The organism is Desulfovibrio diazotrophicus (assembly GCF_902498985.2).
In the GTDB taxonomy this organism is placed as follows: domain Bacteria; phylum Desulfobacterota; class Desulfovibrionia; order Desulfovibrionales; family Desulfovibrionaceae; genus Desulfovibrio; species Desulfovibrio legallii.
In genome coordinates, this window is the sequence record NZ_OX346397.1 from 2,762,419 (window position 1) to 2,789,266 (window position 26,848).

General features: G+C 60.0%; 19 protein-coding genes, 1 tRNA gene and 1 pseudogene. 7 read left to right on the forward strand and 14 right to left on the reverse strand.

The features are described 5' to 3' along the window. Positions 1–79 precede the first annotated feature (79 nt). The 3 genes from J7I12_RS11940 (at position 80) to J7I12_RS11950 (ending at position 1,710) form a co-directional block, all read left to right on the forward strand. Complete coding sequence (locus J7I12_RS11940) at positions 80–634, forward strand: small ribosomal subunit Rsm22 family protein (RefSeq protein WP_498793752.1); 555 nt, start codon at positions 80–82, stop codon at positions 632–634. Next, positions 631–1,527, forward strand: coding sequence for a small ribosomal subunit Rsm22 family protein (locus tag J7I12_RS11945; protein ID WP_498793754.1), 897 nt, complete (start codon positions 631–633; stop codon positions 1,525–1,527). The genes J7I12_RS11940 and J7I12_RS11945 overlap by 4 nt, the downstream gene beginning before the upstream one ends. Positions 1,528–1,633: 106 nt before the next feature. Continuing rightward, a tRNA-Pro gene (locus J7I12_RS11950) sits at positions 1,634–1,710 on the forward strand. A gap of 163 nt (positions 1,711–1,873) precedes the next feature. On the opposite strand, the gene J7I12_RS11955 is transcribed toward J7I12_RS11950, so the two are convergent. The 12 genes and pseudogenes from J7I12_RS11955 to J7I12_RS12010 all read right to left on the reverse strand — a co-directional run bounded on the left by J7I12_RS11955 (position 1,874) and on the right by J7I12_RS12010 (position 17,483). Continuing rightward, entirely contained in the window at positions 1,874–2,050 is a 177-nt protein-coding gene (locus J7I12_RS11955) for an integrase core domain-containing protein (protein WP_417038452.1), read from the reverse strand. A gap of 31 nt (positions 2,051–2,081) precedes the next feature. Next, a pseudogene (locus J7I12_RS11960) lies at positions 2,082–2,297 on the reverse strand (transposase); the annotation flags it as partial. Between the two features lie 203 nt (positions 2,298–2,500). Further along, entirely contained in the window at positions 2,501–7,633 is a 5,133-nt protein-coding gene (locus J7I12_RS11965; protein ID WP_487125939.1) for a DEAD/DEAH box helicase, read from the reverse strand. A 2-nt stretch (positions 7,634–7,635) separates the two neighbouring features. After that, positions 7,636–10,977: an STY4851/ECs_5259 family protein gene (locus tag J7I12_RS11970; protein ID WP_487125938.1), complete on the reverse strand. Its 3,342-nt coding sequence runs from the start codon at positions 10,975–10,977 to the stop codon at positions 7,636–7,638. A gap of 59 nt (positions 10,978–11,036) precedes the next feature. After that, positions 11,037–11,129, reverse strand: coding sequence for a hypothetical protein (locus J7I12_RS11975; protein ID WP_498794173.1), 93 nt, complete (start codon positions 11,127–11,129; stop codon positions 11,037–11,039). 24 nt (positions 11,130–11,153) lie between these two features. Next, positions 11,154–12,286, reverse strand: a protein-coding gene (locus J7I12_RS11980) for an IS3 family transposase (RefSeq protein ID WP_498793755.1) whose coding sequence is annotated in 2 segments (ribosomal slippage) — positions 11,154–12,037 and positions 12,037–12,286 — 1,134 coding nt in all. Because the reading frame shifts where the segments join, the coding sequence is not laid out codon by codon here. Positions 12,287–12,505: 219 nt separating this feature from the next. Next, complete coding sequence (gene brnA, locus J7I12_RS11985) at positions 12,506–12,757, reverse strand: type II toxin-antitoxin system BrnA family antitoxin (protein ID WP_207287321.1); 252 nt, start codon at positions 12,755–12,757, stop codon at positions 12,506–12,508. Then, positions 12,747–13,007: a BrnT family toxin gene (locus tag J7I12_RS11990; RefSeq protein WP_118230486.1), complete on the reverse strand. Its 261-nt coding sequence runs from the start codon at positions 13,005–13,007 to the stop codon at positions 12,747–12,749. The genes brnA and J7I12_RS11990 overlap by 11 nt, the downstream gene beginning before the upstream one ends. A 410-nt stretch (positions 13,008–13,417) precedes the next feature. After that, positions 13,418–13,732: a hypothetical protein gene (locus tag J7I12_RS11995; RefSeq protein ID WP_487126147.1), complete on the reverse strand. Its 315-nt coding sequence runs from the start codon at positions 13,730–13,732 to the stop codon at positions 13,418–13,420. Between the two features lie 529 nt (positions 13,733–14,261). Next, positions 14,262–15,560, reverse strand: coding sequence for an amidohydrolase family protein (locus J7I12_RS12000; protein ID WP_242621210.1), 1,299 nt, complete (start codon positions 15,558–15,560; stop codon positions 14,262–14,264). 13 nt (positions 15,561–15,573) lie between these two features. Then, positions 15,574–16,440 carry a YitT family protein gene (locus J7I12_RS12005; RefSeq protein WP_118230483.1) on the reverse strand — a complete coding sequence of 289 codons (867 nt, stop codon included), beginning with the start codon at positions 16,438–16,440 and terminating at the stop codon, positions 15,574–15,576. Positions 16,441–16,685: 245 nt separating this feature from the next. Further along, entirely contained in the window at positions 16,686–17,483 is a 798-nt protein-coding gene (locus tag J7I12_RS12010; RefSeq protein WP_302548880.1) for a sulfite exporter TauE/SafE family protein, read from the reverse strand. A 339-nt stretch (positions 17,484–17,822) separates the two neighbouring features. On the opposite strand from J7I12_RS12010, the gene J7I12_RS12015 reads away from it, so the two are divergent. The 4 genes from J7I12_RS12015 to amrB all read left to right on the forward strand — a co-directional run bounded on the left by J7I12_RS12015 (position 17,823) and on the right by amrB (position 22,588). Further along, positions 17,823–18,779 carry an aspartate carbamoyltransferase catalytic subunit gene (locus J7I12_RS12015; protein WP_118230481.1) on the forward strand — a complete coding sequence of 319 codons (957 nt, stop codon included), beginning with the start codon at positions 17,823–17,825 and terminating at the stop codon, positions 18,777–18,779. Continuing rightward, positions 18,776–20,038 (forward strand): dihydroorotase, encoded by a 1,263-nt coding sequence (locus J7I12_RS12020; RefSeq protein WP_118230480.1) that lies wholly within the window; start codon positions 18,776–18,778, stop codon positions 20,036–20,038. Before J7I12_RS12015 ends, J7I12_RS12020 begins: the two co-directional genes overlap by 4 nt. 42 nt (positions 20,039–20,080) lie before the next feature. Beyond that, positions 20,081–21,544 carry an NAD-dependent succinate-semialdehyde dehydrogenase gene (locus tag J7I12_RS12025; protein WP_118230479.1) on the forward strand — a complete coding sequence of 488 codons (1,464 nt, stop codon included), beginning with the start codon at positions 20,081–20,083 and terminating at the stop codon, positions 21,542–21,544. Positions 21,545–21,661: 117 nt separating this feature from the next. Next, entirely contained in the window at positions 21,662–22,588 is a 927-nt protein-coding gene (gene amrB / locus J7I12_RS12030; protein WP_302548881.1) for an AmmeMemoRadiSam system protein B, read from the forward strand. A gap of 356 nt (positions 22,589–22,944) precedes the next feature. Here the strand turns inward: amrB and J7I12_RS12035 are convergent, their stop codons facing one another. Beyond that, positions 22,945–25,761 carry an FAD-binding and (Fe-S)-binding domain-containing protein gene (locus tag J7I12_RS12035; RefSeq protein ID WP_302548566.1) on the reverse strand — a complete coding sequence of 939 codons (2,817 nt, stop codon included), beginning with the start codon at positions 25,759–25,761 and terminating at the stop codon, positions 22,945–22,947. 490 nt (positions 25,762–26,251) lie between these two features. Then, entirely contained in the window at positions 26,252–26,839 is a 588-nt protein-coding gene (locus J7I12_RS12040; RefSeq protein WP_288907713.1) for a GDSL-type esterase/lipase family protein, read from the reverse strand. Between the last annotated feature and the right edge of the window lie 9 nt (positions 26,840–26,848).

The window sequence follows — 26,848 nt, forward strand, 5'->3', positions numbered from 1 at the left end:
GAAAGCGGAGGCCGGGCGTCCGTCTGTCGGCGGGCCCGGCTCTTCACTCTGGACAACGGCGGAGCGCCTGCTGCCCCCTGTGCCTGAGGCTGCGCGCCTTCTGCTGGAACGCCTGCCCGAAGCCTTGCGCCGGGTCCGTCCGCTCAGTGCGGCCCACCGGCGTTCTCTGCCCGACGATGTGGCCGCCCTGTCCCAGCTGCTCACCACGGAGCGGGCCGGGCTGCAGCGCCCGTACTGGAGCTCTCCGGCGGCGGTGAGCGCCTATCTGTATTACTTCCTGCCCTGGAATCTGCTGCGTCTGACGCGGCTTTTGGCGGCGTTGCCCCTGTCGGACCCGCGCGCGGCAGCTCCGGCCGGGGGGCAGGCCCTGTTGCTGGACCTGGGGTCCGGGCCGCTGACCCTGCCCCTGGCCCTCTGGCTGGCCCGGCCGCAGTGGCGCAGGGCTTCCGTGCAGGTGCTGGCCGTGGATACGGCGGTGCAACCTTTGGAGTTGGGCCGGGACCTGCTGGCCGCCCTGGGCGAGCTGAGCGGCGAACCGGTCTGGCCCGTGCGCCTGGCGCGCGCCCCCTGGAACGCGCCGCCCGCGCCGCCGCCCCTCTGCTGGCCGGGGGACGGACCCGGCCCTGGCTGGTGAGCGCGGCCAATGTGCTCAACGAACTGCGTTTTGGCGGACACGGCGGGCACGGCCCGCATGAAGATGCGGACGTGGAGGCTGAAGAACGCCCCCAGGGCTGTCGGGACGAACGGCTGGAAGCCCTGCTGGCCTCGCTGGGGCCGCTGTTCTGGGAGCGGGAGGCGAGCGGCGAAGCGGGCGCGGCCCTGGCGGACGCGGCAGGGAACAGCCCGGCGAAGCTCGGCCCGTGTCGCAGCGAAGACCGCAGCCAGGACGGCGTGTCCGCTGTGGCGTCCGGAAGCCCGTGCGGGGTGGCATCCGAACTTGTGTCCGGGCCGGACCTGCTGGTGGTGGAGCCGGGCACCAGGCTGGGCGGCGGCACGGTCATGCGCCTGCGTCGTCTGGCCCTGGAGGGCGGCCTGCGGGCCGTGGCTCCCTGCCCGCACAGTGCGGCTTGCCCTCTGCTGGAAGAACGCGGCCGGGGCTGGTGTCATTTTACCTTTGACAGCGGCGGCGCGCCTGCCTGGCTGGAGAAAATTTCTGTCCAGGCGAGGCTGGCCAAAAGCGGCTTGAGCCTTGCGCCCCTGCTGTTGACCCCGCGTGCCGCAGGGAATGCCGGAACGGTGGAGGCGCGCGGCGCGATGGCCGGAGAAGGCCCCACCAACAGAGGGCATGGTGAGGGCGGCGCGCCGTCGGCTGTGACAAAGAGTCTGGCCAGGGTGCTTTCCGCACCTTTTGCGGTGCCGGGGCTGCGCGGCGAGGCGCGTTATGCCTGTATGGACGAAGGGCTGGCCCTGCTGGAGGATGCGGCTGGCCTGGCCAGTGGCGACCTTGTGCCCGTGCGTGTGCCGGAACGCGCGCGCCGCGACCGCAAAAGCGGGGCCGTCATCCTGCCCGCGCCGCCAAAAAAATAACGGCAGGACAGAGCAGGGCGCAGCCGCGCCGATGCGACGCAGGGGCTTGACACCCCCCGCCCGCCAATGGTTAAACCAAGCCCGAAGCCGATACGGAAACCAATTTCGGAGCGTGGCGCAGTCTGGTAGCGCACCTGCTTTGGGAGCAGGAAGTCGCTGGTTCGAATCCAGTCGCTCCGACCAAATAAATCAAGGGTTTATGGTTATTCACCATAAACCCTTTTTTGTTGGGACATACAAAAGGACATACAAAATATTTTTTCGAGATGTCGATATGAAAATAAAAACAAATCATTCCAGCATGTTATTATTTTATTGATATTAATGTCATGTGCAATCGTTGACCTTACCCCATTGCGTATACCACTTGTAACTTAGTGGTTCCTGTTGGGTTATGGGGTCTGTTCTGTCGGCAAAATTCTTCCGGCGTCAGCCAGCCCAAGGAGCTGTGCGGACGCCGCTGGTTGTAGTCCTGTCTCCAGGCTTCAACTGTTTGACGGGCATCATGTACGGATGAAAACACATATTGATTCAAACAGAGGTGGATCCCATTGTTCGCCGACAATCCTCTTCAACCGAGCGTTTTCATCCTCCAATTGCCGTAGCCGTGTGGCATCAGAGACTTGCATCCCACCGAATTTGCTGCGCCATTTATAAAATGTCGCGTCCGAGATGCCGTTCTGTCGGCACAAATCGACAACGCGCACTCCTGCCTCGGCTTGCCGCAATATCCCAATAATCTGCTCTTCGGTAAATCTGCTACGTTGCATCCTTGTGCTCCTGTGTCAGGAACACGAACTTTTTAATGGCATACTTTTCGGGGGGAGGGTCATTATCACAACGGGCGGCGCAGCTTCTTCGCTGAAAGTGCGAATGATTTCTTCAAGGCGCGCCTTGACCGCACTAATTGGGCGTGCTGCTGCGCTGAGTTGCATAACTTCTCTCCTATACGGCTGTGCTCGTAGGTGCTGGATCACTCTTCAAGCCTCATGGTATCCGTTTGGGGCGAAGGGCCAAAGATATACGCTTCTTGTGGGAGATCGAGCAAGCTTAGATATTTTTCTGTAAGAATTTTCAGTCCCTTGTGTCTATAGAGTTCCTTACTCTGGTAGCGTAGATCAAAGCTGAGGATACAGTGGGGACAAGCCGTTTCACAGTTGTGCTCTCGGCAGAGCAGGTGCTCACGCGCGTCGCGCAATAGATCCACCATGTATTCTTCAGCGGAAGAGGCATATCCTGCGGCGTTTTTATCGAAGACAAATATGGAGGTGCAGAGCTGTTTTCCTTCTATCTTGCGGGATGCCACGGTGCATTCCAACTCTTCCGTCTGAATGCCTAGTCGTGCGGCCAGAGCGTCGCGAATGGCGATGGCTATGGGGAAAGCCTGTTCCGTGTCGTTGAGCCAGGACTGATCTTCCTTGCGTATTTGTAGTTCGAGAACGTCAGTTTTGCTTTCGAAGGCAAGCCAGAGCGGGGCTTTTATCTTCCACTGCATTCCTTCCCGACAGGCTGGACAGACATGGTTGGCGGGGTCATTCTCGTTCTTTCCTCCACGGAGTTTTTTATGATGCTGCATGGTAGAGGGAATTTCACCTGTTTCGGAGATAGATTCCACTCGGCCACAGGCCAGACATATGGCATAGCCCTTGCCGTACAATCCGCGGGCACTGTGAAAGACCGTACCGGACGTGGTGCAGCGAAAGCGAGCTGCTTCGTGAAGGCCCAGGGATATCCATGGGCCACAGGCGCACACGTCGGCCTCGGCATGACTCAGGCCTATCACACCCAAGCTGGCATTGTTGGAAGGCTCCTCGAAAAAATCGACAGCAAAGCCTGCAGGTTCAAGGTATTCATGCCAGTTTTCTTTGGACAGAGGCTCCCCGCAATCGCTGCATACCGTCAGGCAACGGCTAGCCGCCGTGCCGAAGTTACCGCATTTCCTGCAGCGCCAGCGGCTTCGTATGTTTTGCAGTTCCGCAGCGGCTTCTTCGGAAGCGGGGATGTGCCAGTTCAATGTAATACCCTTCGATTTGTAGACAAGGCCGTTGATGGCGACACTGTTGCCGGGCGCATATTCGGTAAGAGCCGTAGCCAGGGAGCGGCTGGGCAGCTCCCTACGCAGGAACATGTTGTCCGCATTTTCTCTGCTTTCATGCTTTCTGCGCTGCTGGGACAGAAAAAGGGCAAGGTGCATAGTGTCGAATGTGGCCACATGCAGAGGGAAACCGTGGGCGGGCAAAAATTCCTGTGAGATGAGTTCCTTGAGCAGATATTCTCTGGCCATGCGCTCTTTGCGGAGGATAACGGCCTTTCTTGCTGCAGAATTTTCCTGATCCGTGTTGCTCAGCATGGCCTTTTCCGCCTGATTCAGGGCATCGTAATCCCCTCTCCAGCGTTGGTACGCCCTGTTCATTATTTCAGCAGCTTTTTCAGCCATGTCCCCTGGACGTTCGTTCTGGAACAAGCTGTTACGGCATAGAATCCGTATGGCTTCCTGCAGGGGAGAGTCTTTTTCTAGCGTCTTGAAGCGAAGGGAGAAAAGTTGGGCCGCCGGTTTTTTACCAGTAAAAAAGGCTTCACAGGAAAGCTTGGCCAAATCTTTATCATCCGCCTGGTGTCGGTCTTTGAGAAAGGCTGTGAGCAGAAGGGCGTTGACATGCCTTTGAAGTATGACGGGGCTGTTCAGCGATACTCTGGGCATGGGCAGCGGAGTGTCAAAGGCCCATCTGCTGTTGGCATATGCCGCCATTTCATGAGGGTTGTCCTTGCACATGGTAAAGGTGAGTGCGCGCGTTTCCCCACGGCGGCCGGATCGTCCGGCACGCTGGAGATAGTTGGCAGAGTGGGGAGGCACGTTGTTCATGCCCACGATGGAAATACCACCTATGTCTATGCCCATTTCCATAGTGGTGGAGCAGGAAAGCACATTGATGTCCCCAGCCCGAAATTTTTGCGTACACAGCTCCAACTCAACGGACGTAAGTTGCGCGGAATGTTCCTGTGCCCGAAAGTAGGGCGTCAGTCCCACTACGCTATCGTGGTCGGCAAACCAGAGACCTGCCTGGCGGAGCGTCTGAACATTTTTGTTTTCCGAAAGCCATGTACGGGCTTCTTGTATGCCGTTTTCAGAAGAGGGTCCGAAAGGATGCGGATAGAGAGGAATGTTATACTCCTGGCAAAGAGTATCCTTCTCGCTTTTTTGCGGAATGTAGGGGGAGAGCTTAGCAAAGGTTGTGTCTAGAAAGTTTCGCGTAAAGGGGCAGAGCCACGCTTTTTTTAGCGGTGCAAAGCCCATGGCCGAGGTGCGCAGAAGAATACCGTCGTCTTCATGTCGCGAACAGAGCGAAGAGGCGTTTGAAAGTTGGTTCCATGCCTGACGAAGGATACTGTCGATCTCGTCAGCATGGTCCCACTGTTCGGAATCAAGGTGGAGGGCGTGCTCAAGCAGGCGTACCAGTTTGTGACGCCTGTTGCGGCGGCACTGGGGCCAGATAATTTGGAAGCGTTTGTGTTGCTCCGTGCCGGGGGCCAGGATGAAGTTCTGGTTGTAGGGCATGCCCAACCATTTTCTCCAGTTCCTGGAAAAGTCGGTAGCTCCGTTGGCCCGGAACATAACGTCAAGGCAGATTTTCAAAAAGTTTTTCCAGTCCTCCAGACTCAGACTTTTACGTTGGAACTCCCGAGGGAAGTCGGATATCTGGTTCAGTGCCGGATAGCACACGGCCATGAGTCCCCTTGTCTCAAGATTGGCCCCCTTGGCCGGACGTCGTCCGAATTCCCGGAAAATAAGCATGTTGGCAAAATCCTCCGTACCGGAACTTGAGGAAAGCAGCATGGGAACTTTTTCTTGGTAGAGCCGGTAAAGAGTCTCAAAACTGGAACGTTCATTCTGAAGTGCCCTAGCCATATCGCTGAAGGAGACGGGGGTAATGTTTTTGATATTTGCGAGCTCAGTTTTTTTATCGTCCAAAATACTCTGCAGACTGGACCGGATCTCTTCTGGCAACGCCTCAAGGTTGGCGATTTCCTGATGCAATTGGACAATTTTTTCATCATTATTGCGGTTACAGTCCTGCAGGCCAATGTGATAGAGAAGCCCGCGTATACGCGTAAGTTCGGAAAAAAGTTGCATTCGCATGGCAGAACGCGCCGTTCCCTGTCTGCTGTCGTTGAACGTGAGCATTTTGCGTCCGCGGCAGGGGTGCTGAATGGGATCCGTACCGTCAGGAGCGAATTCCAGAAGCACTGGAGCGATAGTGTTCTGCAGATAAGGAGTACCAATGAAGTTGTAATAATAGAAATTCTGATTGCCCCGCGGCGTTTCCTGACAGTGGGGACACACAAGATAGCCTTCATCATGTCCATGTTCCTTCAAAAACACGCGGACGGCATTACCTGAATCCTTGTCCATGAGTCGACAGGATTTTTTGTCGAGAAAGAAGGGATTCAAAGAAAGACCAGGCTGGACAAGCAGAACCGCGTAGGAGTCTGGAAGACGCTTGGTAGTTGTTTCTTCGTCGGTCAGAGCGTTATCTTCCTCCTCAAGATCAGGGTGATGTTCCTTTTGCATGAGAAATTCTGCGGGCAGGCCTTCTTTATTGGTACTGTCCTGCTTTTGTGCCAAAAGGAAGGGGGTGCGGCAGCCCTTGCATGTGACGATTTCATATACGGGACTTCCACAGGAGCAGTGGATGCGGGATTCTGTCCATACGGTGCCATAGGGCCAGTCGTCCTGCAGTTCCTTTTGTCTGTGAGGACAGTTCGGATCCGCGCAAGCCCAGAGACCGAGAAGCCCTTTGCCGAACATGTGGGCACGCAACGGAAGAAACGGCGTGCCACCATCTCCTAAGGTCCACGACAGAACATCAAGCCAGCGCAGCGCAGCGGAGACATCACAGGCAAGGCCGTGCTCTTGCAGCAGGGCGCGTATTTCAGAAAGGCGAGCTACAGTGTTATGCCGTGTGAATAGGGCACGCAGGGCTTTTGCCGTTTCCGAGCGGCAGAGAGATTTATGGCGGGTGGCGTCTCGAGGTGTGTCGGGGGACATAGCCTCCAGTTCTTCCAAGGTGACAGTCTGGCCTTCCAACTGGGGAAGTTCGGGAATCATTCTCTCTCCGGCAATGAGGGAGACCTGAGACACCGGAACCCCCGCAACGTCCGCAAGAAAGCGCTTCAAATCTTGGCCGGCCGGACCGTCAGGATCGCCAATGGTGGCGGAAGTAGCTACAAAACGTACGGCATCAGGCGTCACTCCAAAGGCCATCTGTACACGGCGCAGAAGAAGTGAAAGCTCCGCAGCCTGGGAACCTATATAGCAGTGTGCTTCATCGAGCACTATCCATTCCAGTTTGCCCTGGGATTTCTGCAGAATAGAGGCGTCTTCTGTACGTATCAGCATGTATTCTAGCATGGACGCGTTGGTGAAAAGAATAGGGGGAGGACAAGAACGAAGTTCCTCGCGAGAGAGGACTTCATTGTCATGCTTTTTTTCATGGGCAGGCAAGCTGTTGGGCGTATTACCGTTGTATAGACAGAAGCGTATGTCGCCGTTAAAGCCTCGCGTCCATGCGTCGAGTCGGTCGCGCTGACTGCTGATGAGAGCATTGAGAGGATAGAGAAAAAGTGCTCGTACGCCCTCAAGCGGGCTACCCTGTTTCGCGCTTTGACAAGCCAGCCTGTGAAGGATGGGGATCATGAAGCATTCCGTTTTTCCCGACCCCGTGCCACTGCTGATGACGGCGGAGGCAGGGGTTTCTCGGCAAAGGGTTTCCCATGCCTCAAGCTGATGCGTATAGGGACAGCGGGAAGGCGGAAAGGCATAGTCCTGTCGCAGTTCTTCTGGTGGATTGCTCAAACATTGGACAAGACGTTTATTCAGCAAACGGCCCGTCAGATCCGCTATACTAACTTCTGTCTGTCGCCAGCCGAAGGTGGCCTCAAAGGAAGGGTCGCCTACGAGGCTGCCTTCTTCGCCTGGAGCGCAGGAAAGCATGGCATCTAGGCAGCGGCGCAGAGAGTCATTGTTCAGGGGCAGCGTAGAGGGCACTGCCTCCCGTATGCGAGCCTGAAGACGGGGAAAAAGCCTGGAAAAATACGATAGAGACATGATCATTCCTTTAATGTGAAATTCTCTGCTGCGCAGCAGTAAGTCGTGAGTGTTGAGGCCTGCTCAAACCATTCGGCATCAAAATGAAGATGTTTACGGATGTGAAAGATGACATCCTGGCTAGGTGGGAGGGAGATAAATACTTCCTTAGAAACGAAAGCCTGGATTGCCAGTAGGATAGGCAGGCCAAGGACGCCGCTTTTGTACCCCTGGGCAAAAGGCAGAAGAGCTTTTATTTTTTTATTGTAATGTCCCTGTTTGACGAGAGGGGTGAAGTCTGTAGGCCATACGTCATCGGCATGTCGTCGAAGTAGCTTCTGCATTTCGGCATTGTCATTTTTGAACAGGATACTAGTGACCTGTTCGGCGGTATAATAGTCTCTGAGACTATTCAGGATATGTTCGTCGCGGGGCAGGCAGAGCGCAAAATGCAGCAAAGAATTGACGGCAGGGCAGCATGAGCCAAGTTTTTCCATTCTTTTCTGCATATGTTCCTGCCAGTATCTGAAGGCCATGTCGCCAGGAATACGTTTTTCAAGATAGAGCCTGATGTCTGCACTGGCGGCGTTCCAGTCCTGTAGGGAAACAAAAGTCCACAGGAAGGGAAGCTCTGTACTGACTCTGGAGGTAAGAGACTGAAACGATATCCCCGGGTGCAGCGCGATCAAGGCCATAATACGTGGGGAACGAAGGAAGGCCTGCCAGACTTCCAGAGTGGAAAGCGGTAGGTTTTTCACGTGGCTCAGTAGGGTAAGGAGGGTCGTCCATTCTGGAGCATCTAAGTTTTTTTCCATGGTGCAAACACAAGCTAAAAAAGCCTTTTGACGGGTCCCTCTTTCATTTTCGGCAATAGCAGCCTGCAGGCTGTTACGGGGGAGATCATCGTGACCGTCATATACAGGCCATAGGAGCGGACGAAGAGAGGTTCCTTCCGTATCGTTGAAAATGAGCCAGGGCCCTGGTCTATCCAGGCATTCAGTGATTTCCCATGTCCCCGAAGGTGTGCCGTCATCGAGCAGCATTTCCGCAAGCGAAATCAACCCAAGTTCCGGGTGGTCAAGCAACAGTGCTTTGATGGAGTACCCCTGTGGTGGGTGAGTTCCGTGCTCTGGAATGGATAATACAGCCTTTGTATCATCCGGTATAAGGCAAGCTTCGTAACGTGTCAACCTCCAGCCTGCGACATTGTGTCCATCAAAAAGAATGTCCAGAGATACATAGGCATCCAGCTTACTTCCCATGGCAAGCATTTCTAAAAGAGCTCCTTGCCAGTCTATGAGGCGAATAATGGTGCCGTTGCTATATTTTTCCAGAGGATAATACAGGCTTTTCCCGTTATTGAGGGAGAGACGTAGCGCAGCATGGTGCACTCCAGTACTGAAACAGTACAGACAGAGTCCATGGAGAAGAAAAACGCAGATTTGTTTTTTCGGCAGGATTTCTTGCCCATCGGCATTGAAAAGACGAGCCCCTTTTTGCGGGAAAGGTACACGGATCTGTGCGGGATGAGGATTCCCTTGCCAATGTACCCACAGGTCTACCGTCGCTGGTGGTACATGTCCTGGCAGGGCTCTTAGGGCAAGTTCGAGTCGATCTCCCTGACAGCGGCAGTCTATATCCAGGCCTTCCTGTGATCGGGCGAAGGTTGCGCTCACAGCGTGCCACCGATCAAGGCGTATGAGGCCGTTTCCTTCAGCATCCGTTCCCAGGTTCACAGAGGCATCTGAGGGGAGAAGAAGTATGCGGTTGCGCAGGCTTGCTCCACCGCTCGCTTTGAACCATACCTGCGCGATGCCAGCTGGCATGTTCGACGAGGAAAGGGAGGAAAACTTCTCCATCCCCGGGGTCTTTCCCAGCAGTTCGCCGCGCGGAATTCTGGTTCTTTCCGTGGAGATGACGGCTTTGGGGAGACCGCGGAAGGCCAGGGCTGGCTGGATCATCTCCACGTCCCAGAAGCGGTTAGTTCTGCTCCAGTCGTATTCTTCCCCGTTCAGTATGGCGGTTTGCATCAGGAACACGAGGTCACCATTTCTCAGCTGGCCGGATTCCACCATGCGATATACATGTCTGTCTGTACCCGATAGGGGCCCCACATGCTCCGCCTTTTCAGCCTCCCATCCTGGAGCAAGTGCAACATACGCTACTTTGCCGCGAACGCTGCCCCCGCCCTGCTGTCGGAAGCGGTAGTCATACTGTTCCCCTTCGAAAATCCAGGGCAGTTCCGCGTCGAGTTCTGTACCACCGAGACAAACATGGATTTGGCAAAAGCCCGAAGGTGCTGTGTACCGGATAAGGATCTCTTGTGTGGCATCCAGACCGGAGAACAGGAAACTCTGCTTCTGCTGAAAAAAGTAAAAGTTATTCTCAGCATGTTTTTTCAGGACGGACTCAAAGGCTTTTTGCCCTGAGCTGATGCGCATCGAGAGCAGCCGATGTGTGTGTTCACCGAGTTTAGTATCTATCTTGGAAGGCATGTCTATGCGGGCCTGAAGCCCCCAGTTTTGCCCACTCCTCCTGGCAAGGCAGCGACGGACGGCGATGGGACTGCCGGACTGTGCTGCTTGCGTGGAAGAGGTGGCGTCTTCAAGCAGACGGTTCAGAAGATCGCGGGCAGCCTCGTCATAGAGAGGCAGAGGAAAACGGGCGCGCCAGTCTGGGGCCTTCGCATCCAGCTCTGCCATGGCGTCTTCGAGCGTGCTTGCCCGGAGGAATTTTTTTATGTCGAGGATGGCATTGATGGAGTCGGCCAGGAGCGCCGTGATGCTTGCGTCCCGGTAGGACTGGGGCAGAAAGTTCTTAAAACTTTCGACCCAGGTCGTGATGATGTCACCGGACTGGTTGGAGTGCAGGGCTTCTTGCAATACGGAATGGAGTATGCGGCCTACGGCACCACGGTTTTCACAAAGCAGTCTTTGCGGCAGTCCGGCTTCGCGTGCGATGGCCCCAAGATACTTATATCCCTTGTTGTTTTCTTCGAGTCCCCAGAATCTAAGACCAGTGCTGATGAGGCCTTTTAGTTCCTGAGTGGAGTTCTTCAGGGTGATATTGAGCCCCTCCAGAATAACCTCGTACGACCATGTCGTCCCTGCATATCTCTGCTGCCAGCAGAGCGAAGCATAAAGCACAAAAACAGCATTAAATTCAGAAACGTTTTTCCACAGGGCGAAGGGATTTTGACGCCCCAGCTTGGAAGCTGCAGCCACGTTTTGTCGCAATCCTTCTTCCAGAGACAGAAATTCCTCCGGTGTGGGATGATAGGAAAAAAGATGGCGGCCATCCGGTTCATGAAGTCCCCGCCGGGAAAGAAATGCGTTCAGCCAGTCTTTGCTCTTGAACTGTTGCATAGAGGTGGTCCCCATTGTTCGGACAGCAAATAGCGCTTTGTTAGCTAGTTTTACCCTTATCAGGCTGCCTTTAAAAGTCCTTGTTCATGAAAACGTTCCGGGGGGACCCCACCCAGGCTGCTGTGCGGCCGGAAACGGTTGTAGAAGTCAATCCACCAGAGGTGGTCCCCATGACCTTACCCCATTGCGTATACCACTTGTAAGTTAGTGGTTCCTGTTGGGTTATGGGTTCTGTTCTGTCGGCAAAATTCTTCTGGCGTCAGCCAGCCCAAGGAGCTGTGCGGACGCCGCTGGTTGTAGTCCTGTCTCCAGGCTTCAACTGTTTGACGGGCATCATGTACGGATGAAAACACATACTGATTCAAGCATTCATCGCGGAATTTCCCGTTGAAGCTTTCAATATGCCCGTTATCCGTGGGTCTCCCCGGACGAGTAAATTCTATCTCCACGTTATGCTCAGATGCCCAGGCATCCAGTGCCTTACCACTAAATTCCGGGCCATTATCAACTTTTATCCGCTGTGGCTTTCTCCCTTGAAGGCGTAATCTTTCCAACACTCGCACAACACGCAAGCCAGGCAGTGACATATCTACCTCAAGTGCCGGGCTTGAGCGATCCCACAGATCCGCAATCGTCAAAATCCGGATGCGGCGTCCATTCATAAGGGCATCGCTTACAAAATCCATCGCCCACTGTTCATCCGGGCCTGTAGGGCCCACTTGCTCGACCCGGGTATGGCTCGGGCGCTTCGTCCGTTTCCGTGTACGCAGAGAAAGCCCCTCCTCCCGGTAAATTCTTTCTGTCCGTTTATGGTTCTGCACCAAGCCTTCGCGGCGCAACAGTGCATGCAACCGGGGAGAACCGAAACGCCGTCGCTCTTCCGCCAGTTCCCGCAAGCGAGTGCGCAAAAGCAGATCGCGGTCCTTGGATGGCGGCCGCCGGGCGGAGCCGCGGTTAAACTGGATGACTCGGCAAGCCCGCCGCTCTGAATAGCCGTGCTCCCTCAGAACGTACTGCACGGCTTCTCTGCAAGCTGCGGGCTTCAGAAGTTTTTTGAGAGTACATCCTTCAGGACGACAATATCAAGAGCCTGTTCGCCGACAATCCTCTTCAACCGAGCGTTTTCATCCTCCAATTGCCGTAGTCGTTTGGCATCAGGGACTTGCATCCCACCGAATTTGCTGCGCCATTTATAAAATGTCGCGTCCGAGATGCCGTTCTGTCGGCACAAATCGACAACGCGCACTCCTGCCTCGGCTTGCCGCAATATCCCAATAATCTGCTCTTCGGTAAATCTGCTACGTTGCATCCTTGTGCTCCTGTGTCAGGAACACGAACTTTTCAATGGCATACTTTTTGGGGGGAGGGTCAAAATGTGTTTTATATATTAAAAGAGTTTTAAATGTTTTTGGTGTATTCGTTAGGTATGCGGAACCTATTTGCAGCATAGGCAGGTGGTATTTGTTCGCAGGGCAACAGAAAAGCCGGATTGCTCCGGCTTTTCTTATCTTCTCTGCGTGGATGAATTTTATCTGGCGCTGTGGGCGTCACGCGCAAGGCAGTTGGCTATCCAGACCTTGACCAGCGCCTGACGGCTCACGCCCAGGTGGCGGGCCTCCGTATCCAGCGCTTCCACCATCCAGGTGGGAAAGTCCACATTGACCCGCTGCGTCTGCTTGTTGGGCCTGCGGCCTGCTGCCCAGTCCACATGGCCGGAAATGTCTTCGCCAGCGTCAAAACGGCGGTCAAATTCCTCTGCGGAAATATGTTCACGATCCATAGTGTTCCACCTCGTCCTTGCGGGCGCGCCGTACGGAAATGATGCGCACGGCGTTGCCCCTGTATGTGATAACCCCGGTCCAGATCTTGCCCCCAATGCAGCCAATGACAAGAAAGCGCGGCTCCCCGGTGCGCAGCACGGGAACCTCCAGCAGGTTTTCGTCTTTCCACAGGGCCTTGGCCTCTTCAAAATCGAGGCCGTGTTTGGCCTTGTTGGCCGCGCTCTTGGCCGGATCGTATTCAAACTTCATACTCATAAGGTATAAAAAATATACCGTTTGTCAATGGGCGGCGAGGGGCTGCCTGGGGGTGTTTGCATATAAAGCGGCACAGGGGTTCGCAACACCGTAATAAGTGTAATCGTCTGTAATTCAGGTGTGATATGGTGTAACATTTTTTAGGGCTATTTGTAATATCTGTATAAATTCAGTTAGTTAAAAGGACACAAAAATTACAGCAAAGAGTAATTTTATTACATGGAAAAGTGTAACCATATTACAAAAATATTACACTTTAATATACTGAAATATAATGAGATTACACTTATTACACCTTTCCGATGCCCCCGAAAATATTTTGCGGTTATTTTTCCAAGAGGGCCAAGTTTAGAGGCATTAAACAAACTTTTCAGCATGTTGTGCTGTTTTTGCGTTATGTCTGCTTATGGACAAAAAGCCCCGCGCCGGACGAGGGGTTCCGGCATGGGGCTGGACCGTGGGAAGCGACCCGGGAGGGAAAGATCAGAGGGCCAGCCGGGCCTGCCCCAGGGGGCGCCTGTTGCGGCGGCGGCAAAAATGCAGCAGATATTGCACATAAGGCGCGCGCCCTCGGCTGGGTCGCTTTGCCGAGCCGCGTAGCTCAGCAGGCGGCGGAACGCCTCGCGTTTATACGCTTCCGGCAGGCGCATGATCTGCTGCACGTCGTCCATGATCAGGGGCAGGCCGTAGCAGCCGGTTTTGCGGATAGAGGGCAGCACCCCGCCATAAATCCATCTTTGAAAGGGCAGGGCTTGGGGGTTGTCGCTGCGGCCCAGAAACCAGTACAGACCAGGTTCGGCAAGGCAGGGTCTACACCAAAGACAGGGGCAAGCCCTTTTTAAGGGTTCACCCCGAAATGCGCGTTGGCCCGCGTTTGCCTGTCCCAAGCGGGCATTTCTCTTTGAAGTGCCCTGGCAGGTCAGCAGCCGCCCGTCGCTGAGGCGCAAGCGTAGCTCAGACGTTGAGATGCAGGAGCCTGATCCGTTACAACGAGGAAGTTACGGGCAAAGACAGCAGCGCCAGCTGCGGATGCAGACAGCATCGCTATGTTATTTGCGCGGGTAAGTGCCGGAACAAGCGTGCCGTAACCGTTGAGAATGCGTATTCTCAACGGAACGCTGTTCTAGAGCAGTTAGCGAATGAAATGAGCTAACTGCTCTGCAAGAATTTTCTTGAAAATCCTTGCCACAAAATGCGAGAAGGCAGGCTTTTGTCTGCCGTAAGCGAGCATTTCAAGTGTTAAATGCTCTAATAGACCAGCGCTTCGGGCAGAACGCAGAAGTCCGCCGGGGCCCCCGGTTCCAGGCGGCCCGCGCCGCTGGCCTGCAGGTTGAGGGCAGCTACGCCGTTGACCGTGAGCAGGCGCACCAGGGCTTCGGGCGGCACGTCCAGGGTTTCGCGCAGCCACGCGGCCTCCTGGCGTACGTCCAGGTCGCGGTTGGAGGTCAGGCCGTCTGTGCCCAGGCAGAGCAGGCAGCCGCTTTCCATCAGTTCGCGCACCGGGGCCAGACCTACGTCCAGGCGGCGGTTGGAGCGGGGGCAGAGGCAGAGGGCCGCGCCGCTGGCCGCCAGCACTTCCACTTCCTGCTGGTCCAGCTGTACGCCGTGCACGGCCAGGGTCCCCGCGCACAGTAAACCCAGGCGCAGGGCGTAGGCCAAAGGCCGCAGGCCCGGCGCGCGCCAGTCCGGCGGCAGCACCACCCCCGCATAGCAGTCCAGCAGGGGCCCCGCGCCTTCCGTGAGCAGCTGCGTTTCCTCCGGCGATTCCGCCAAGTGGAAGGAAAATACCCGCCCCATGCGGCGGCAGTTTTCGTGCGCGGTTTGCAGCACGTCCGGCCCGGTGGAGTAGAGGGCGTGTCCGCCGGGGGCGCAGCGCGCCGCCAGAAAGGGGTCTTCCTCGGCGGCCTCGCGGCAGCGCGGCGGCCAGGGGCCTTCCCCCTGGGCAAAGGGCGGGCCAAAGCCGAACCACTCACAAAAATGGCTTACCGTAAGGCCTGCAGCACGGGAAGCCGCATCGGCCACCAGGATGCCGTGGGGCAGGGAACCGGCCACATTGCCCACGCAGCGCGTGCCCATGGCGGCCATATCGGCGCAGGCCGCCTCTGCCGCAGCCACCACCGCGCTGGCGGCCGCCGCGTCCTGGGGCGGGCTCAGCAGGGGGATGAGGCTTTGGAGCCAAGCCGTAAAACCGGCTTCCCAGCGGGTACGCCCGGCCAGGTGGGAGAGCTCCAGGTGGGTATGGGCATTGACGCAGGCCGGGGCCAGGCATACGGGCCCCACGTCCCGCACCAGCGCGCCCGGCGGCAGGGGCGTGGAGCCCCAGCGGCCCACGGCCTCCACCAGACCGTGGCGCACCACCAGCACGGCATTGTCCACGCGCTTCAGGGGGGCAAAAAGGCGCGCGCCGCGCGCTGGTTCCTCCCCGGTCAGGGGCAGCAGGCTTTTGGCGCGGATGGCAAGCACGGGGCCGTGGCCTGCATCCCGATCGGGTGCGATGCCATCGGGCAGAGGCTGCGCTGGTGAGGAAAGGGGCGGCGTGGCGTGCACAGGGCCTCCGCGTTCAGCGAGGGCGGCGGGCAAACTGGCCGCCAGCCACGTAAAACGTGTTTTCCACAATGAACAGGGCATGGGGGTCAATGCTGTAGACCAGGTTTTCCAGGCGCTTGAGAGCCACGTTGTTGGTGACCGTGAGCAGAATTTCGCGGTCCACGCCGGAATAGGCCCCCTTGCCGCGCATAAGGGTCACGCCAAAACGCTCTGAAACCAGGATGGCCTCGCTCACTTCTTCCCCGTGGTCGGAAATGACCATGACCAGCTTGTAGCGGTTAAACATGCCCAGCACGTATTCCAGGGTCTGGGACGAGATGAACATCATGATCATGGACGCCACAATGCTGTCCAGGGGCATGTGTGTGCCTGCCGCGAGAAAGAGCAGGCAGTTGAAGGCGAAGTTGAACTGGCCGATGGGCACGTTCCAGCGGTCCTTGAGAGCTACGGCAATGACGTCCGTGCCGCCGCCGCTGCCCAGGGTGCGCAGCATCATGCCGCCGGCCGTGCCGTGCAGCACGCCGCCCACCACTGCGGCGTAGAGTTCCGTTTGCAGAGGGATGGTAAAATTGATGCAGAAGCCGAACAGCGTGGTGCAGAGCGTGCCGTAGGCCGTATAGAGCAGAAAGCGGCGGCCCACAACAAACCAGCCCAGCACATAAACCGGCGCGCAGAGCAGGGAATACCAGATCAGGGGGGTGAGCGTGTCGGACCAGTAATTGGTCAGCAGGGCGAGCCCCATGACGCCCCCGGACAGAAAGCCGTGGGGCGCGGCCACGCCCTGAATGCACAGGGCCATGAGCAAAGAGCCCAGAGTGAGCCAGAGCAGGTTCCACCAGATGGCCCGTGCGCGCTGGATGTTGTGGGTGTGTAGTTTCATAGTTCCGTCTTGGTCGGGTGGAGTGGAAGAACCGCCCCCACACGGGTGCGCCGCAGCGGTCGGCCCAAGCTGCGGCAGAACTGGCAGCCTCTTGCGTAAGCGCCGCCGCGCCGCTGTCCAGCGTGTCGCTCGGGCGCGTCGCGTTGCGAAGGGCGCTCCCCCAGGTTTTTTGCCGGTGGTGCGGCCATGCCGTCAGGCTGCCGTTTTTCCGGTGTCAATGGACGTTCATGGCTTGGGGATGGGGGTTATAGAAGCCCCCAGGCCATTTTTGCGGCTACAATGATCAGAAAACAGGCAAAGCCTTTTTTGAGCTTGGCCGCAGGCAGGGCGTGGGAAAGACGCGCCCCCAGCGGTGCAGTGCAGAAACTGGCCGAGGCTATGCCCGCCAGAGCCCAGAGGTTGACAAAGCCGAGGCTGGCGGCGGGCAGATCCGGCCGGCCCCAGCCGCCTATGATATAGCCCAGGGTGCCGGCTACGGCAATGGGAAAGCCGATGGCCGCCGAGGTGCCCACGGCGTGGTGCAGAGGCACGTTGCAAAAGGTCATAAAGGGCACGGAAAGCGTGCCCCCGCCGATGCCCACAAAGCTGGAAACAAGCCCGATGCCGCCGCCCACGCAGGCCGTGCCCAGGGATCCGGGCATGTCGCGGCTGGCCGGCGGCCGATAGTTGGAGAGCATCTGCACGGCAACAACCAGCAGAAAGCAGATAAAAAAGACCTTCAGGAACATGGTGGGCAAGTGCGTGGCCAGCAGGCCGCCGCCGAAGGTGCCCACCAGAATGCCGGGGGTGATGGCCTTGAAAATGTCCCAGTGCACGGCTCCACGTTTGTTGTGGGCCCGCGCGCTGGAGATGGAAGTGATCATGATGCTGGCCAGCGAGGTGCCCAGGGCCATCTGCTGCACATACTGGGGCGGCACGCCTACGGTGGGAAAGATGGCGAGCATCATGGGCACCAGCACAAGGCCGCCGCCCACGCCCAGAAGTCCGGCCAGGATACCGGCTACAGCCCCACAGCCAAGATAGGCCAGCAGCGAAAACAACATGACCCCCTCCCTGTTGCAGTGTCGTAAGGTTGTCGCGGCCCCGGTTCGGAGCGCGCGGCCGCAGCCGTCCGGAGGCGGCGGCCCGGGAGCGGGCGGCGTCGGGGCGGCAGTCTGTGCGTCCATAACTAGTCAAAGCCCCAGGGAGCGTCAACCGACTTTTTGCTTTACAAAGGCCGGGCCCGCGCCTACATTTTGCCCATGAAGACCGCCACCCCCATGCCCGGCAGCCCACGGCCGGGAGGGCTTCGAGCCTCTGGTCTGCCGCTTTTTGCGGCTTTTAAGCCGTTTTTTTCCACCCCCGTTGGTTCCAGCGGGGATTTTTTTTGACCGGGCACCGCCATGCACAGTACAGAAATCTACCAATGGCCCCACAAGGACTTGCTGGACGTCACCCAGCTCAGCCGCGTGGATACCCTCCACCTGCTGGACCTGGCCGCCAGTTTTCAGGAAATCAACCGCCGACCCGTAAAGAAGGTGCCCACTCTCAAGGGCAAGACCGTGGTGCTGTTTTTTGTGGAAAACAGCACTCGCACCCGCACCTCCTTTGACGTGGCGGGCAAGCGCCTTTCGGCGGACACCTATTCCCTGGCCAAGACCGGCTCCAGCCTAAATAAAGGCGAAAGCCTCAAGGATACGGGCCTGACCCTGCAGGCCATGGGGCCGGACGTCATTGTCATCCGCCATCCCAGCAGCGGCGCGGCGCGCTTTCTGGCGGAGCTGCTGCCCTGCGGCGTGGTTAACGGCGGCGACGGCTGGCACGCCCATCCCACCCAGGCCCTGCTGGACTGCTTCAGCCTGCGGGCGGCCTGGGAGGGCCGCTTTACGGGCCGTACCCTGCTTATTCTGGGCGATATTGCCCACAGCCGGGTGGCCCGCTCCAACGTGCACTTGCTGCACATGCTGGGCGTGAAGCTGCGGCTCTGCGCCCCGCGCACGCTCTTGCCCGCCGGCGTGGAGCACTGGCCCGTGGAGGTCTGCAGCGACCTTGCCGCCGCCGCGCGTGACGTGGACGCGGTCATGTGCCTGCGCCTGCAGCTGGAGCGGCAGCAGGCGGGGTTGCTGCCCGACCTGGCGGAATATTCCCGCCGCTTCTGTCTGGGCGCGCGCCATCTGGCGCTGGCCCGGCCCGGCGCGAAGGTGCTGCACCCCGGCCCCATGAACCGGGGGCTGGAAATCGCCGACGACGTGGCCGACGCCCCGGCAAGCCTGGTGCTGGACCAGGTGGCCGCCGGCGTGGCCACGCGCATGGCGGTGCTCTATCTGCTGGCCACGCGCCGTGACGGAGGACGCGCATGAAACTTTGCATCAAAAATGCCCGCCACCTGGAAGCCCCGGTGGACCTGCTGATCGAAGACGGCAAAATTCTGACCATGACCCCGGCCGGACACTGCCCGCCGCCGGAAGGCTGCGAAATTTTTGAGGCCCAGGGCTTTACCCTCATGCCCAGTCTTACGGACGCGCATACTCACCTGCGCGAACCGGGCTATGAATATAAGGAAGACATCGCCTCCGGTCTGGAGGCGGCAGCGCGCGGCGGCTTTGGCGCGGTCATGTGCATGGCCAACACCAGGCCGGTCAACGATACGGCCAGCGTCACCACCCTTATGCTGGAGCGCGCCCGCCACAGTCACCCCCACGGCCCGCGCCTCTACCCCGTGGCCGCAGCCAGCATGGGGCTCAAGGGCGAGGAACTGGCTCCTCTGGCCGAGCTTAAGGCTGCGGGCTGCGTGGCCGTGTCCAACGACGGCCGCCCCCTGGAGAGCGCCGAGCTGGTGCGCCGGATTATGGAATACGCGGCCGACCTCGACCTCACCCTCATCGACCACTGCGAAGACCCGCATCTGGCCAGGGGCTGGCGCATGCACGAGGGCGTGACCAGCGGGCTGCTGGGCGTCAAGGGCCAGCCGGCGGCGGGCGAGGCCGTACAGGCCGCGCGCGACATCATGCTGGCCGAGTACCTGCAGTTGCCCGTGCACATTGCCCACGTTTCCGCTGCGCTCACCGTGGACGTCATTGCCTGGGGCAAGGCGCGCGGAGTGCGGGTCACGGCCGAAACCTGCCCCCACTATCTGCTGTTGGACGAAACCGCCCTTGAAGGGTACAATACCCTTGCCAAGGTGAGCCCCCCCCTGCGCACGGCCGAGGACCGCGCGGCCCTGCGCCGCGCCGTCAAAGAGGGGGTCATCGACATTCTGGTGACGGACCACGCCCCCCACGCCGCCCACGAAAAAGAAGGCACCCTGGACGAAGCCCCTTGCGGCTTCACAGGTCTGGACCTGGCTTTGAGCCTGACCTGGGAGCTGGTGCGCGCAGGCGTGCTGGCCGAAGCCGACCTGCAGCGCCTGTGGTGCCGACGGCCGGCAGAGATTTTTCACCTGCCCTGGAACGGCTTTGCCCCCGGAGATCCGGCGGATTTCTTTTTGCTGGACCCGGAGGCCGTCTGGGTTCCCGGCAGGGAGACCATGTACTCCAAAAGTCTGAACACGCCCTTTCTGGGGCGCGAACTGCACGGGCGCGTTGTCCACCACTGGCTGGGCGGCAGGCAGCTGTTCTGATCCCGGCCGCGGCGGCGGTCCCGTGCGTATCTGGGGGAAAAGATGCAAAAACTACTGCGCGATGCGGGCCTTTTTCGTGAGCAATGCCTGATCAACGGCCAATGGTGCGGGGCCGACGACGGCAAGGTGCTGCGTGTGACCAATCCCGTCGACAACAGCCTGCTGGGCCAGGCGCCGGACTGCGGCGCTGCCGAAACCCGCCGGGCCATTGAGGCGGCGCAGGCGGCTTTTCCCGCCTGGAAGGCCAAAACGCCGCAGGAACGCGGGGACCTTTTGCGGGCCTGGGGCCAGGCCATTGAAGACAACCTGGAAGACCTGGCCCGCCTGCTCACCCTGGAGGAAGGCAAGCCTTTGGCCGAGGCCAGGGGCGAAATCCGCCAGGGGGCGTCTTATTTCCCCTGGTTCGCCGAAGAAATCCGCCGCGCTGCGGGCGAGGTGACGCCCGTGTTTCGGCAGGGAGTCCAGGCCTTGACCCGGCGCGAGCCCGTGGGCGTGGCCGCAGCCATTACGCCCTGGAATTTCCCCATGTCCATGCTGCCGCGCAAGGTGGCCCCGGCTCTGGCTGCGGGCTGCACCGTGGTGGTCAAGCCCGCCAGCGCCACGCCTTACAGCGCCCTGGCCCTGGCCGAGCTGGGCCAGCGCGTGGGCCTGCCCGCGGGCGTGCTCAACGTGCTCACGGGCGGGGCTGCCGCCATTGGCGGCGAAATCACCGCCAACCCTCTGGTGCGCAAGCTGAGTTTTACCGGCTCCACCGCCGTGGGCAAGGCCCTGGCCGCCCAGTGCGGCCCTACGCTCAAGCGCCTTTCCATGGAACTGGGCGGCAACGCCCCCTTCATCGTCTTTGCCGATGCGGATTTGGACCGCGCTGTAAGCCTGGGCATGGCCTGCAAGTTCCGCAACGCCGGGCAGACCTGCATCTGCGCCAACCGCTTTCTGGTGGAGCGGCCCGTATACGATCAGTTCGCCCAGGCCATGCTGGCCCAGGTGCGGGCCCTGCGCGTGGGCAACGGGCTTGATCCGGCCACGGACATGGGCCCCCTGATCAACCCCGCCGCCGTGGCCCATGCCGACGCTCTGGTGCGCGACGCCCAGGACAAGGGCGCGCAAGTGCTTGCCGGCGGCAGGCCTCACAGCCTGGGCGGCAATTTTTACGAACCTACCCTGCTCACGGGTCTGACTCCGCAGATGCGCATTTTCCATGAGGAAATCTTCGGCCCCGTGGCGGCCCTCATGCCCTTTGACACGGAAGAAGAAGCCGTGGCCTTGGCCAACGATACGGAATACGGCCTGGCCTCTTACGTCTGCACCAATCACATGCCCCGCGTCTGGCGGCTGTTTCGGAACCTGCAGTACGGCATGGCCGGCGTCAACGACATCACCCTGGCCGCGGCGGAGACCCCCTTCGGCGGTACCAAAAACAGCGGTCTGGGCCGTGAAGGCGGCCGCGAAGGCCTGCTGGAATACATGGAAACCCGTTACCTGCTGCTGGGCGGACTGGAGGGGTAGGGCCAGCCCCTGCTGCCCCGGCCGGGCGCATTGCCTGCTGCCTCCCCACCGTAAGCCTTCCTCTGCGGTTTGGCGTCGCTGCAGCGCCGCATGTGAACATTTGCAAGGAGAACCGCCATGCCCCTGCGTCAGCCCATAGCTGCGGGTCGGTTTTATCCCGACGATCCTGAAGCCCTGCGCGCGGCCCTGCGGGCCTGCCTCACGCCTAAAAATCTGCCCGAACCCACGGGCCCGCGCCCGCACAGGGTCGCTTCCCGCCTGTTGGGCGTCATGCTGCCCCACGCGGGCTATGTCTACAGCGGCCGGGTTGCCGGAGCCGTGCTGGCCGGGCCCTGGGGCGCGGGCACGGTGGGGGCGGCCCTGCCGCGCCGTTGTGTGGCGCTCTGCCCCAACCATACGGGGCAGGGGCAGCCCCTGGGCGTCTGGTCCGACGGAGCCTGGCGCACACCCCTGGGCGACGTGCCTGTGGACGCGCCCCTGGCGGCGGCCCTCTGCGCTCAGGGCGGTTTTGCGTCGGATATGGCCTGCCACCTGGGCGAGCACGCCATTGAAGTGCTGCTGCCCTTTCTGCAAAGCCTGCCCGCCGCAGCCGCACCGGAAGCGCCCCCGCAGCCGGACGCGACAATGGAACCGTCGGTGCGCGTCGTCGTGCCCGTGTGCGTGGGCACGCGGAGGCCCGAAATACTGCGCGCCGCCGGTCAGGCTCTGGGCGCGGTGCTGGCCGCCGCTCAGACGGCGGGCGATCCCGTGGGGCTGGTGGTCAGCTCGGATATGAACCACTATGAAGACCAGCAGACAACTCTGCAAAAGGACGGTCTGGCCTTGGAGCGGGCCCTGGCCTGCGACCCCGAAGCCCTGCTGGACACCGTGGCCTGCAACCACATCAGCATGTGCGGCGCGGCCCCCATGGCCTTAGCCCTGTACGCCCTGCGCGTTCTGGGCGAACCCTGGGCCGAGCTGGCCGCCTACGATACCTCAGCCAGCGCCTCCGGCGATGCCGCGCAGGTGGTGGGCTACGCCGGACTGCGCTTCGGCATTGCGTAGGGGGAAAGGGGAGAGGCTGTTGTGGGGGGAAGGGAACTTTTGTACACAAAAGTTCCCTTCCCCCCACGCCCCCCATCCTCCAAAAACCTTTTCTTCCATAACAGCCAAAAAACGTTTTTCGTACAGCGCCGTGCCGGACGGAGTCGGGGCGGGAAGCGCGGCAGTAAAAAGCAGGCGGCGCGGGAAGGATTCCCGCGCCGCCGTGGCATATGTCCGTGGGGAAAGGGCTCGTTAGCGCAGTTTACGAATGCAATGAGTTAATTGCTCTGCAAGGATTTTCTTGAAAATCCTTGCCACGAAATGCGAGAAGGCAGGCTTTTGCCTGCCGTAAGCGAGCATTTCAAGTGTTAAATACTCTAGCTGCTGGCTTCGTCCACCAGGAAGACGATGGAGTAGTACGGGATGCCGCTGTGCAACGAAAGGCCGATCTGGCAGGTGCGGCTGGAGGAGTAGCCGACCTCGCACCCGCTGACCTGCATGCGCAGGCTCTTGAGGGCGGATTCGTTGAGTTCCGGATGGGTAAAGCCCCGGTCACCGGCCCAGCCGCAGCAGTCTATGCCCTCCGGCAGCACCACGTTTTCGGCGCATTTTCTGGCCAGGGCCTCCAGTTTGTCCGTCAGGCCCATCTTGCGGATGGAGCAGGTGGCGTGCAGGGCCACGGTTTTGGACAGCTTTTTGAGGGGCAGCACGTCCATAAGGTTGTCCATGATGAATTCCACAGGCTCGTAGAAGCGGATGGCCGGGTCCAGGGTTTCCTTCATGTGCAGCAGGCAGGGGCTGGTTTCACAAAGTACGGGGTATTCCCCATTATTGCTGGCCGCCTTAAGGGCGGCTTCCAGTTCTTTTTCCTTTTTGTGGGCCGCGTCGGTCAGCCCTTTGCTGGCAAAGGCCATGCCGCAGCAGAGTTTTTCCATATTCTTGGGCAGGATCACGTCGTAGCCGCCTTTGAGCAGTACGCTGACCACGGCCTCCGGCTCGGTGCGGCGGTCCGTGTGTTCCGCGCCGGGGCCCATGTTGCGGGCAATGCAACTGGGGAAGTAGACCACCTTTTTGGCATTGACGGCGGGGGCGGTGGGCAGGCGGAGCTTGCTGCCGCCGCGGGGCATGTCCTTGTTCCAGAGAGGCATTTTTTTGAGGCTGATGCGGCGCAGCAGGCGCGCGCCGTTTTCCATGACCGAGGTGCCCAGCAGACGGTGCAGGCCGTCCGCGCCGTTGAGCATGAGGGACATGGCCCTGCAGGTGCCGGCAAAGTGGTCGGCAATGCTGTTGGCCACGGTGTTGGCGCATTTGCCCGCGTCTTTGTGGCGCAGGCTTTTGATGAAAACGCCCGTATCCACGCCTGCAGGGCAGCGGGGTCGGCAGAGACTGTCTGTGGCGCAGGTGGCTTTGCCCATGTATTCATAGGCTTTTTCCAGTTTTTTGAGTTCGGCCCCCTTGGGATCCTCCGCGCGCAGGCGGCAGATTTCGCGGTAGGCGGTAATGCGCTGGCGCGGGGTGAGGGTGAGCTCGCGCGAGGGGCAGACCGATTCGCAGAAGCCGCATTCCATGCACTTGTCCGCCAGAGGGTCCGCCGGGGTGAGGGGCTTGAGGTTTTTAACGTGTCCCTGGGGGTCGTCGTTGAGCAGCACGCCGGGGTTGAGAATGCCCTGCGGGTCCAGCAGCTTTTTGATCTCCTTCATGATGGCGTAGGCCGTGGCGCCCCATTCCAGTTCCACAAAGGGGGCCACGTTGCGGCCCGTGCCGTGTTCGGCTTTGAGGGAACCGTCGTACTTTTCCGTAATAAGTTTGCTGAAGTCGCCCATAAAGGCCTTGTAGCGGGCCACCTCGGCGGGCGCGCCGAAGTCCTGCCAGAACACGAAGTGCAGGTTGCCGTCGCGGGCGTGGCCGAAGAGCGGGGCCACGCTGTAGCCGTGGCGGGAAAAAAGTTCCTGCAGGTCTGTGGCGGCCTCGCCCAGGCGGTCCAGGGTAAAGGCCACGTCCTCAATGACGATGGAGGTGCCCACTGGCCGCATGCCGCCCACCGAAGCCAGGATGCCCTTGCGGATGCGCCAGAGCTTGCCGTATTCCTCCGGATCGTCCGTAAAGGCGTAGGGCCGCACAAAGTGGACATCCTTGAAGGCGGCGTCAATGGCGGCGATGTTGGCGTCCAGGGCTTCCTTGCTGGAGGCGCGGGTTTCCACCAACAGGGAGCAGACCTGATCGTCCAGGGTTTCCAGCCCTTCAGGCAGGCCGGGCGTACCTTCCACAGAGCGCAGGGAGGCGCGGTCCATAAGCTCGGCGGAGGCAACGGGCAGACGAGCCACGGCCGAGGCCAGGTCACAGGCGGCCTTGACCGTGGGCAGGAGCAGCAGGGCCGAGGCCTTGAAGGGGGCTTCCTCCACGGTGCGGTAGGTCACTTCGGCGATGAAGCCCAGGGTGCCTTCGGAACCTACCATGACATGCTGCAGAATTTCAAAGGGGTCGTCAAAATCCACCAGGGCGTTGAGGCTGTAGCCTGTGGTGTTTTTGATCTTGAATTTTCGGCGGATGCGCTCGGCCAGGGCCGTGTCGGCCAGGATTTTTTCGCGCAGGGCGGCCAGGCCCGCAAGGATGTGTCCGTGGCTGCGGGCAAAGGCCGCGCGGCTTTTGGCGTCCGCCGTATCCAGCAGCGCGCCGTCGGCCAGGACCATGCGGGTGGAAAGCACGGTTTTATAGGAGTTGTCCGCCGTGCCGCAGCACATGCCGCTGGCGTTGTTGGCAAAAATGCCGCCGATGAAGCAGCTGTCGATGGAGGCCGGGTCCGGCCCGATTTTTTTGCCGAATTCCGCCAGGATCCTGTTGGCTCCAGAGCCGATGATGCCCGGCTGCAGGGTAATGCGCTCGGCGTTTGCACCCACCCGCCAGTTGCGCCAGCCCTTGCCGATGCGCACCAGCACGGAATCCGTCACGGCCTGGCCGGAAAGGCTGGTGCCCGCCGCGCGGAAGGTCACGGGCACCAGCAGGCGGTGCGCCAGACCCAGTATCTCCATGACTTCAGCCTCGTCCAGCACATCCACCACCAGCTTGGGCGTGAGGCGGTAGACGCTGGCGTCCGTGCCGTAGGCCAGCAGGCGCAGGGGGTCGGTATAGATGCGTTCTTGGGGGATAAAAGCTGACAATTCCGCTTTGAATTCTTTGTAGGGAGAGGGGAGCATGGAAATCCTCCGGTGCGGACAAGCGCCGCTTTTTTTGAGGGTAACTGCCTGCGCAAGGGCGCTGCGGGCTTTTCACGGAAGAACGGCCCGCAAGGATTGTGCAATCCTTGCCGTGAAGCAAGCGGGGGCGGGCTCTTTGCGCCGTCACGCGCTGCCTTGGGCGCTTGCTGCTCCAGAGACGTCCGGTCTGGGCGACGCGCGGGGGAAAGTCCGCCGTGCGCCGGACGGCCGGGCAGTTGGTCTGCGACAAGCTGGGAAGAGCCCTGCCGGAGCAGGGCGTTTTATAAATTAATAGTATCGATTCTCGCAAGAAAAATCCACTGCTTTGTGTGCGCGGCGGGAACGGGCAGCGGGCTGTTCAAATAGTGCCGTGCGGATAAGGCACGCCCACCGTGCCGCCTGAAAGGAAAAAGTTTTCTCTTCCCCTTCCTACGCGCGCAGCAGGCGGGCCAGAGCATAGAGGCGGCGGAGTATGCGCAGGAACCCCTTCCTACGCGCGCAGCAGGCGGGCGGCCTCTTGGGCCATAAGGCTGTGGCCGGCTTCGGATGGGTGCAGGCCGTCACTGTAGAGGGCGGCCAGGGCGGCTGCGGGGTTGGGGGCGGCGGCCGCGTGTTTGGCAAAGTAACGGGCGAAGTCCAGGCAGGAGAGGCCAAAATCGGCGGCCAGCAGGCGCAGCCAGGCGTGCAGGTCTTCGTAGGCTGCGCAGGCCTGGTCCATGTTTACGCTGCGCAGCAGGGGAAAGGTCAGGGGGTGGCGCACGGCGATGGGCACGCCCAGAATGGGCCGCACGCGGGCGTGGAAGCATTGCTGCACCAGGGCGAAAAGGTTGGCCCGCACGGCCCCGGGGCCCGCGCCCAGGGCCAGGTCGTTGAAGCCGCCCATAAGGCACACGGCGTCGGCCTGCGCCGCCAGCACGTCGGTTTGAAACCGGGCCAGCATGCCGCTGGTGGTGTCGCCGTTGATGCCGGCATTGCGCACGTCCAAGCCGGTCATGCTGCCCAGCAACGTGGGCCAGACGCGGGGGCGCGGCACGCCATAGCCGTAAGTCAGGCTGTCGCCCAGGCAGACCAGAATCATGGCAGACTC

Bases quoted from the DNA above. Each gene is read 5' to 3' on its own strand.
- J7I12_RS11970 (WP_487125938.1), bottom strand. From the start codon at position 10,977: ATGCAACAGTTCAAGAGCAAAGACTGGCTGAACGCATTTCTTTCCCGG.
- J7I12_RS12035 (WP_302548566.1), bottom strand. From the start codon at position 25,761: ATGCTCCCCTCTCCCTACAAAGAATTCAAAGCGGAATTGTCAGCTTTT.
- J7I12_RS12015 (WP_118230481.1), top strand. From the start codon at position 17,823: ATGCACAGTACAGAAATCTACCAATGGCCCCACAAGGACTTGCTGGAC.
- J7I12_RS12005 (WP_118230483.1), bottom strand. From the start codon at position 16,440: ATGAAACTACACACCCACAACATCCAGCGCGCACGGGCCATCTGGTGG.
- J7I12_RS11965 (WP_487125939.1), bottom strand. From the start codon at position 7,633: ATGTCTCTATCGTATTTTTCCAGGCTTTTTCCCCGTCTTCAGGCTCGC.
- J7I12_RS11990 (WP_118230486.1), bottom strand. From the start codon at position 13,007: ATGAAGTTTGAATACGATCCGGCCAAGAGCGCGGCCAACAAGGCCAAA.
- brnA (WP_207287321.1), bottom strand. From the start codon at position 12,757: ATGGATCGTGAACATATTTCCGCAGAGGAATTTGACCGCCGTTTTGAC.
- J7I12_RS12020 (WP_118230480.1), top strand. From the start codon at position 18,776: ATGAAACTTTGCATCAAAAATGCCCGCCACCTGGAAGCCCCGGTGGAC.
- amrB (WP_302548881.1), top strand. From the start codon at position 21,662: ATGCCCCTGCGTCAGCCCATAGCTGCGGGTCGGTTTTATCCCGACGAT.
- J7I12_RS12010 (WP_302548880.1), bottom strand. From the start codon at position 17,483: ATGTTGTTTTCGCTGCTGGCCTATCTTGGCTGTGGGGCTGTAGCCGGT.
- J7I12_RS12025 (WP_118230479.1), top strand. From the start codon at position 20,081: ATGCAAAAACTACTGCGCGATGCGGGCCTTTTTCGTGAGCAATGCCTG.
- J7I12_RS12040 (WP_288907713.1), bottom strand. From the start codon at position 26,839: ATGATTCTGGTCTGCCTGGGCGACAGCCTGACTTACGGCTATGGCGTG.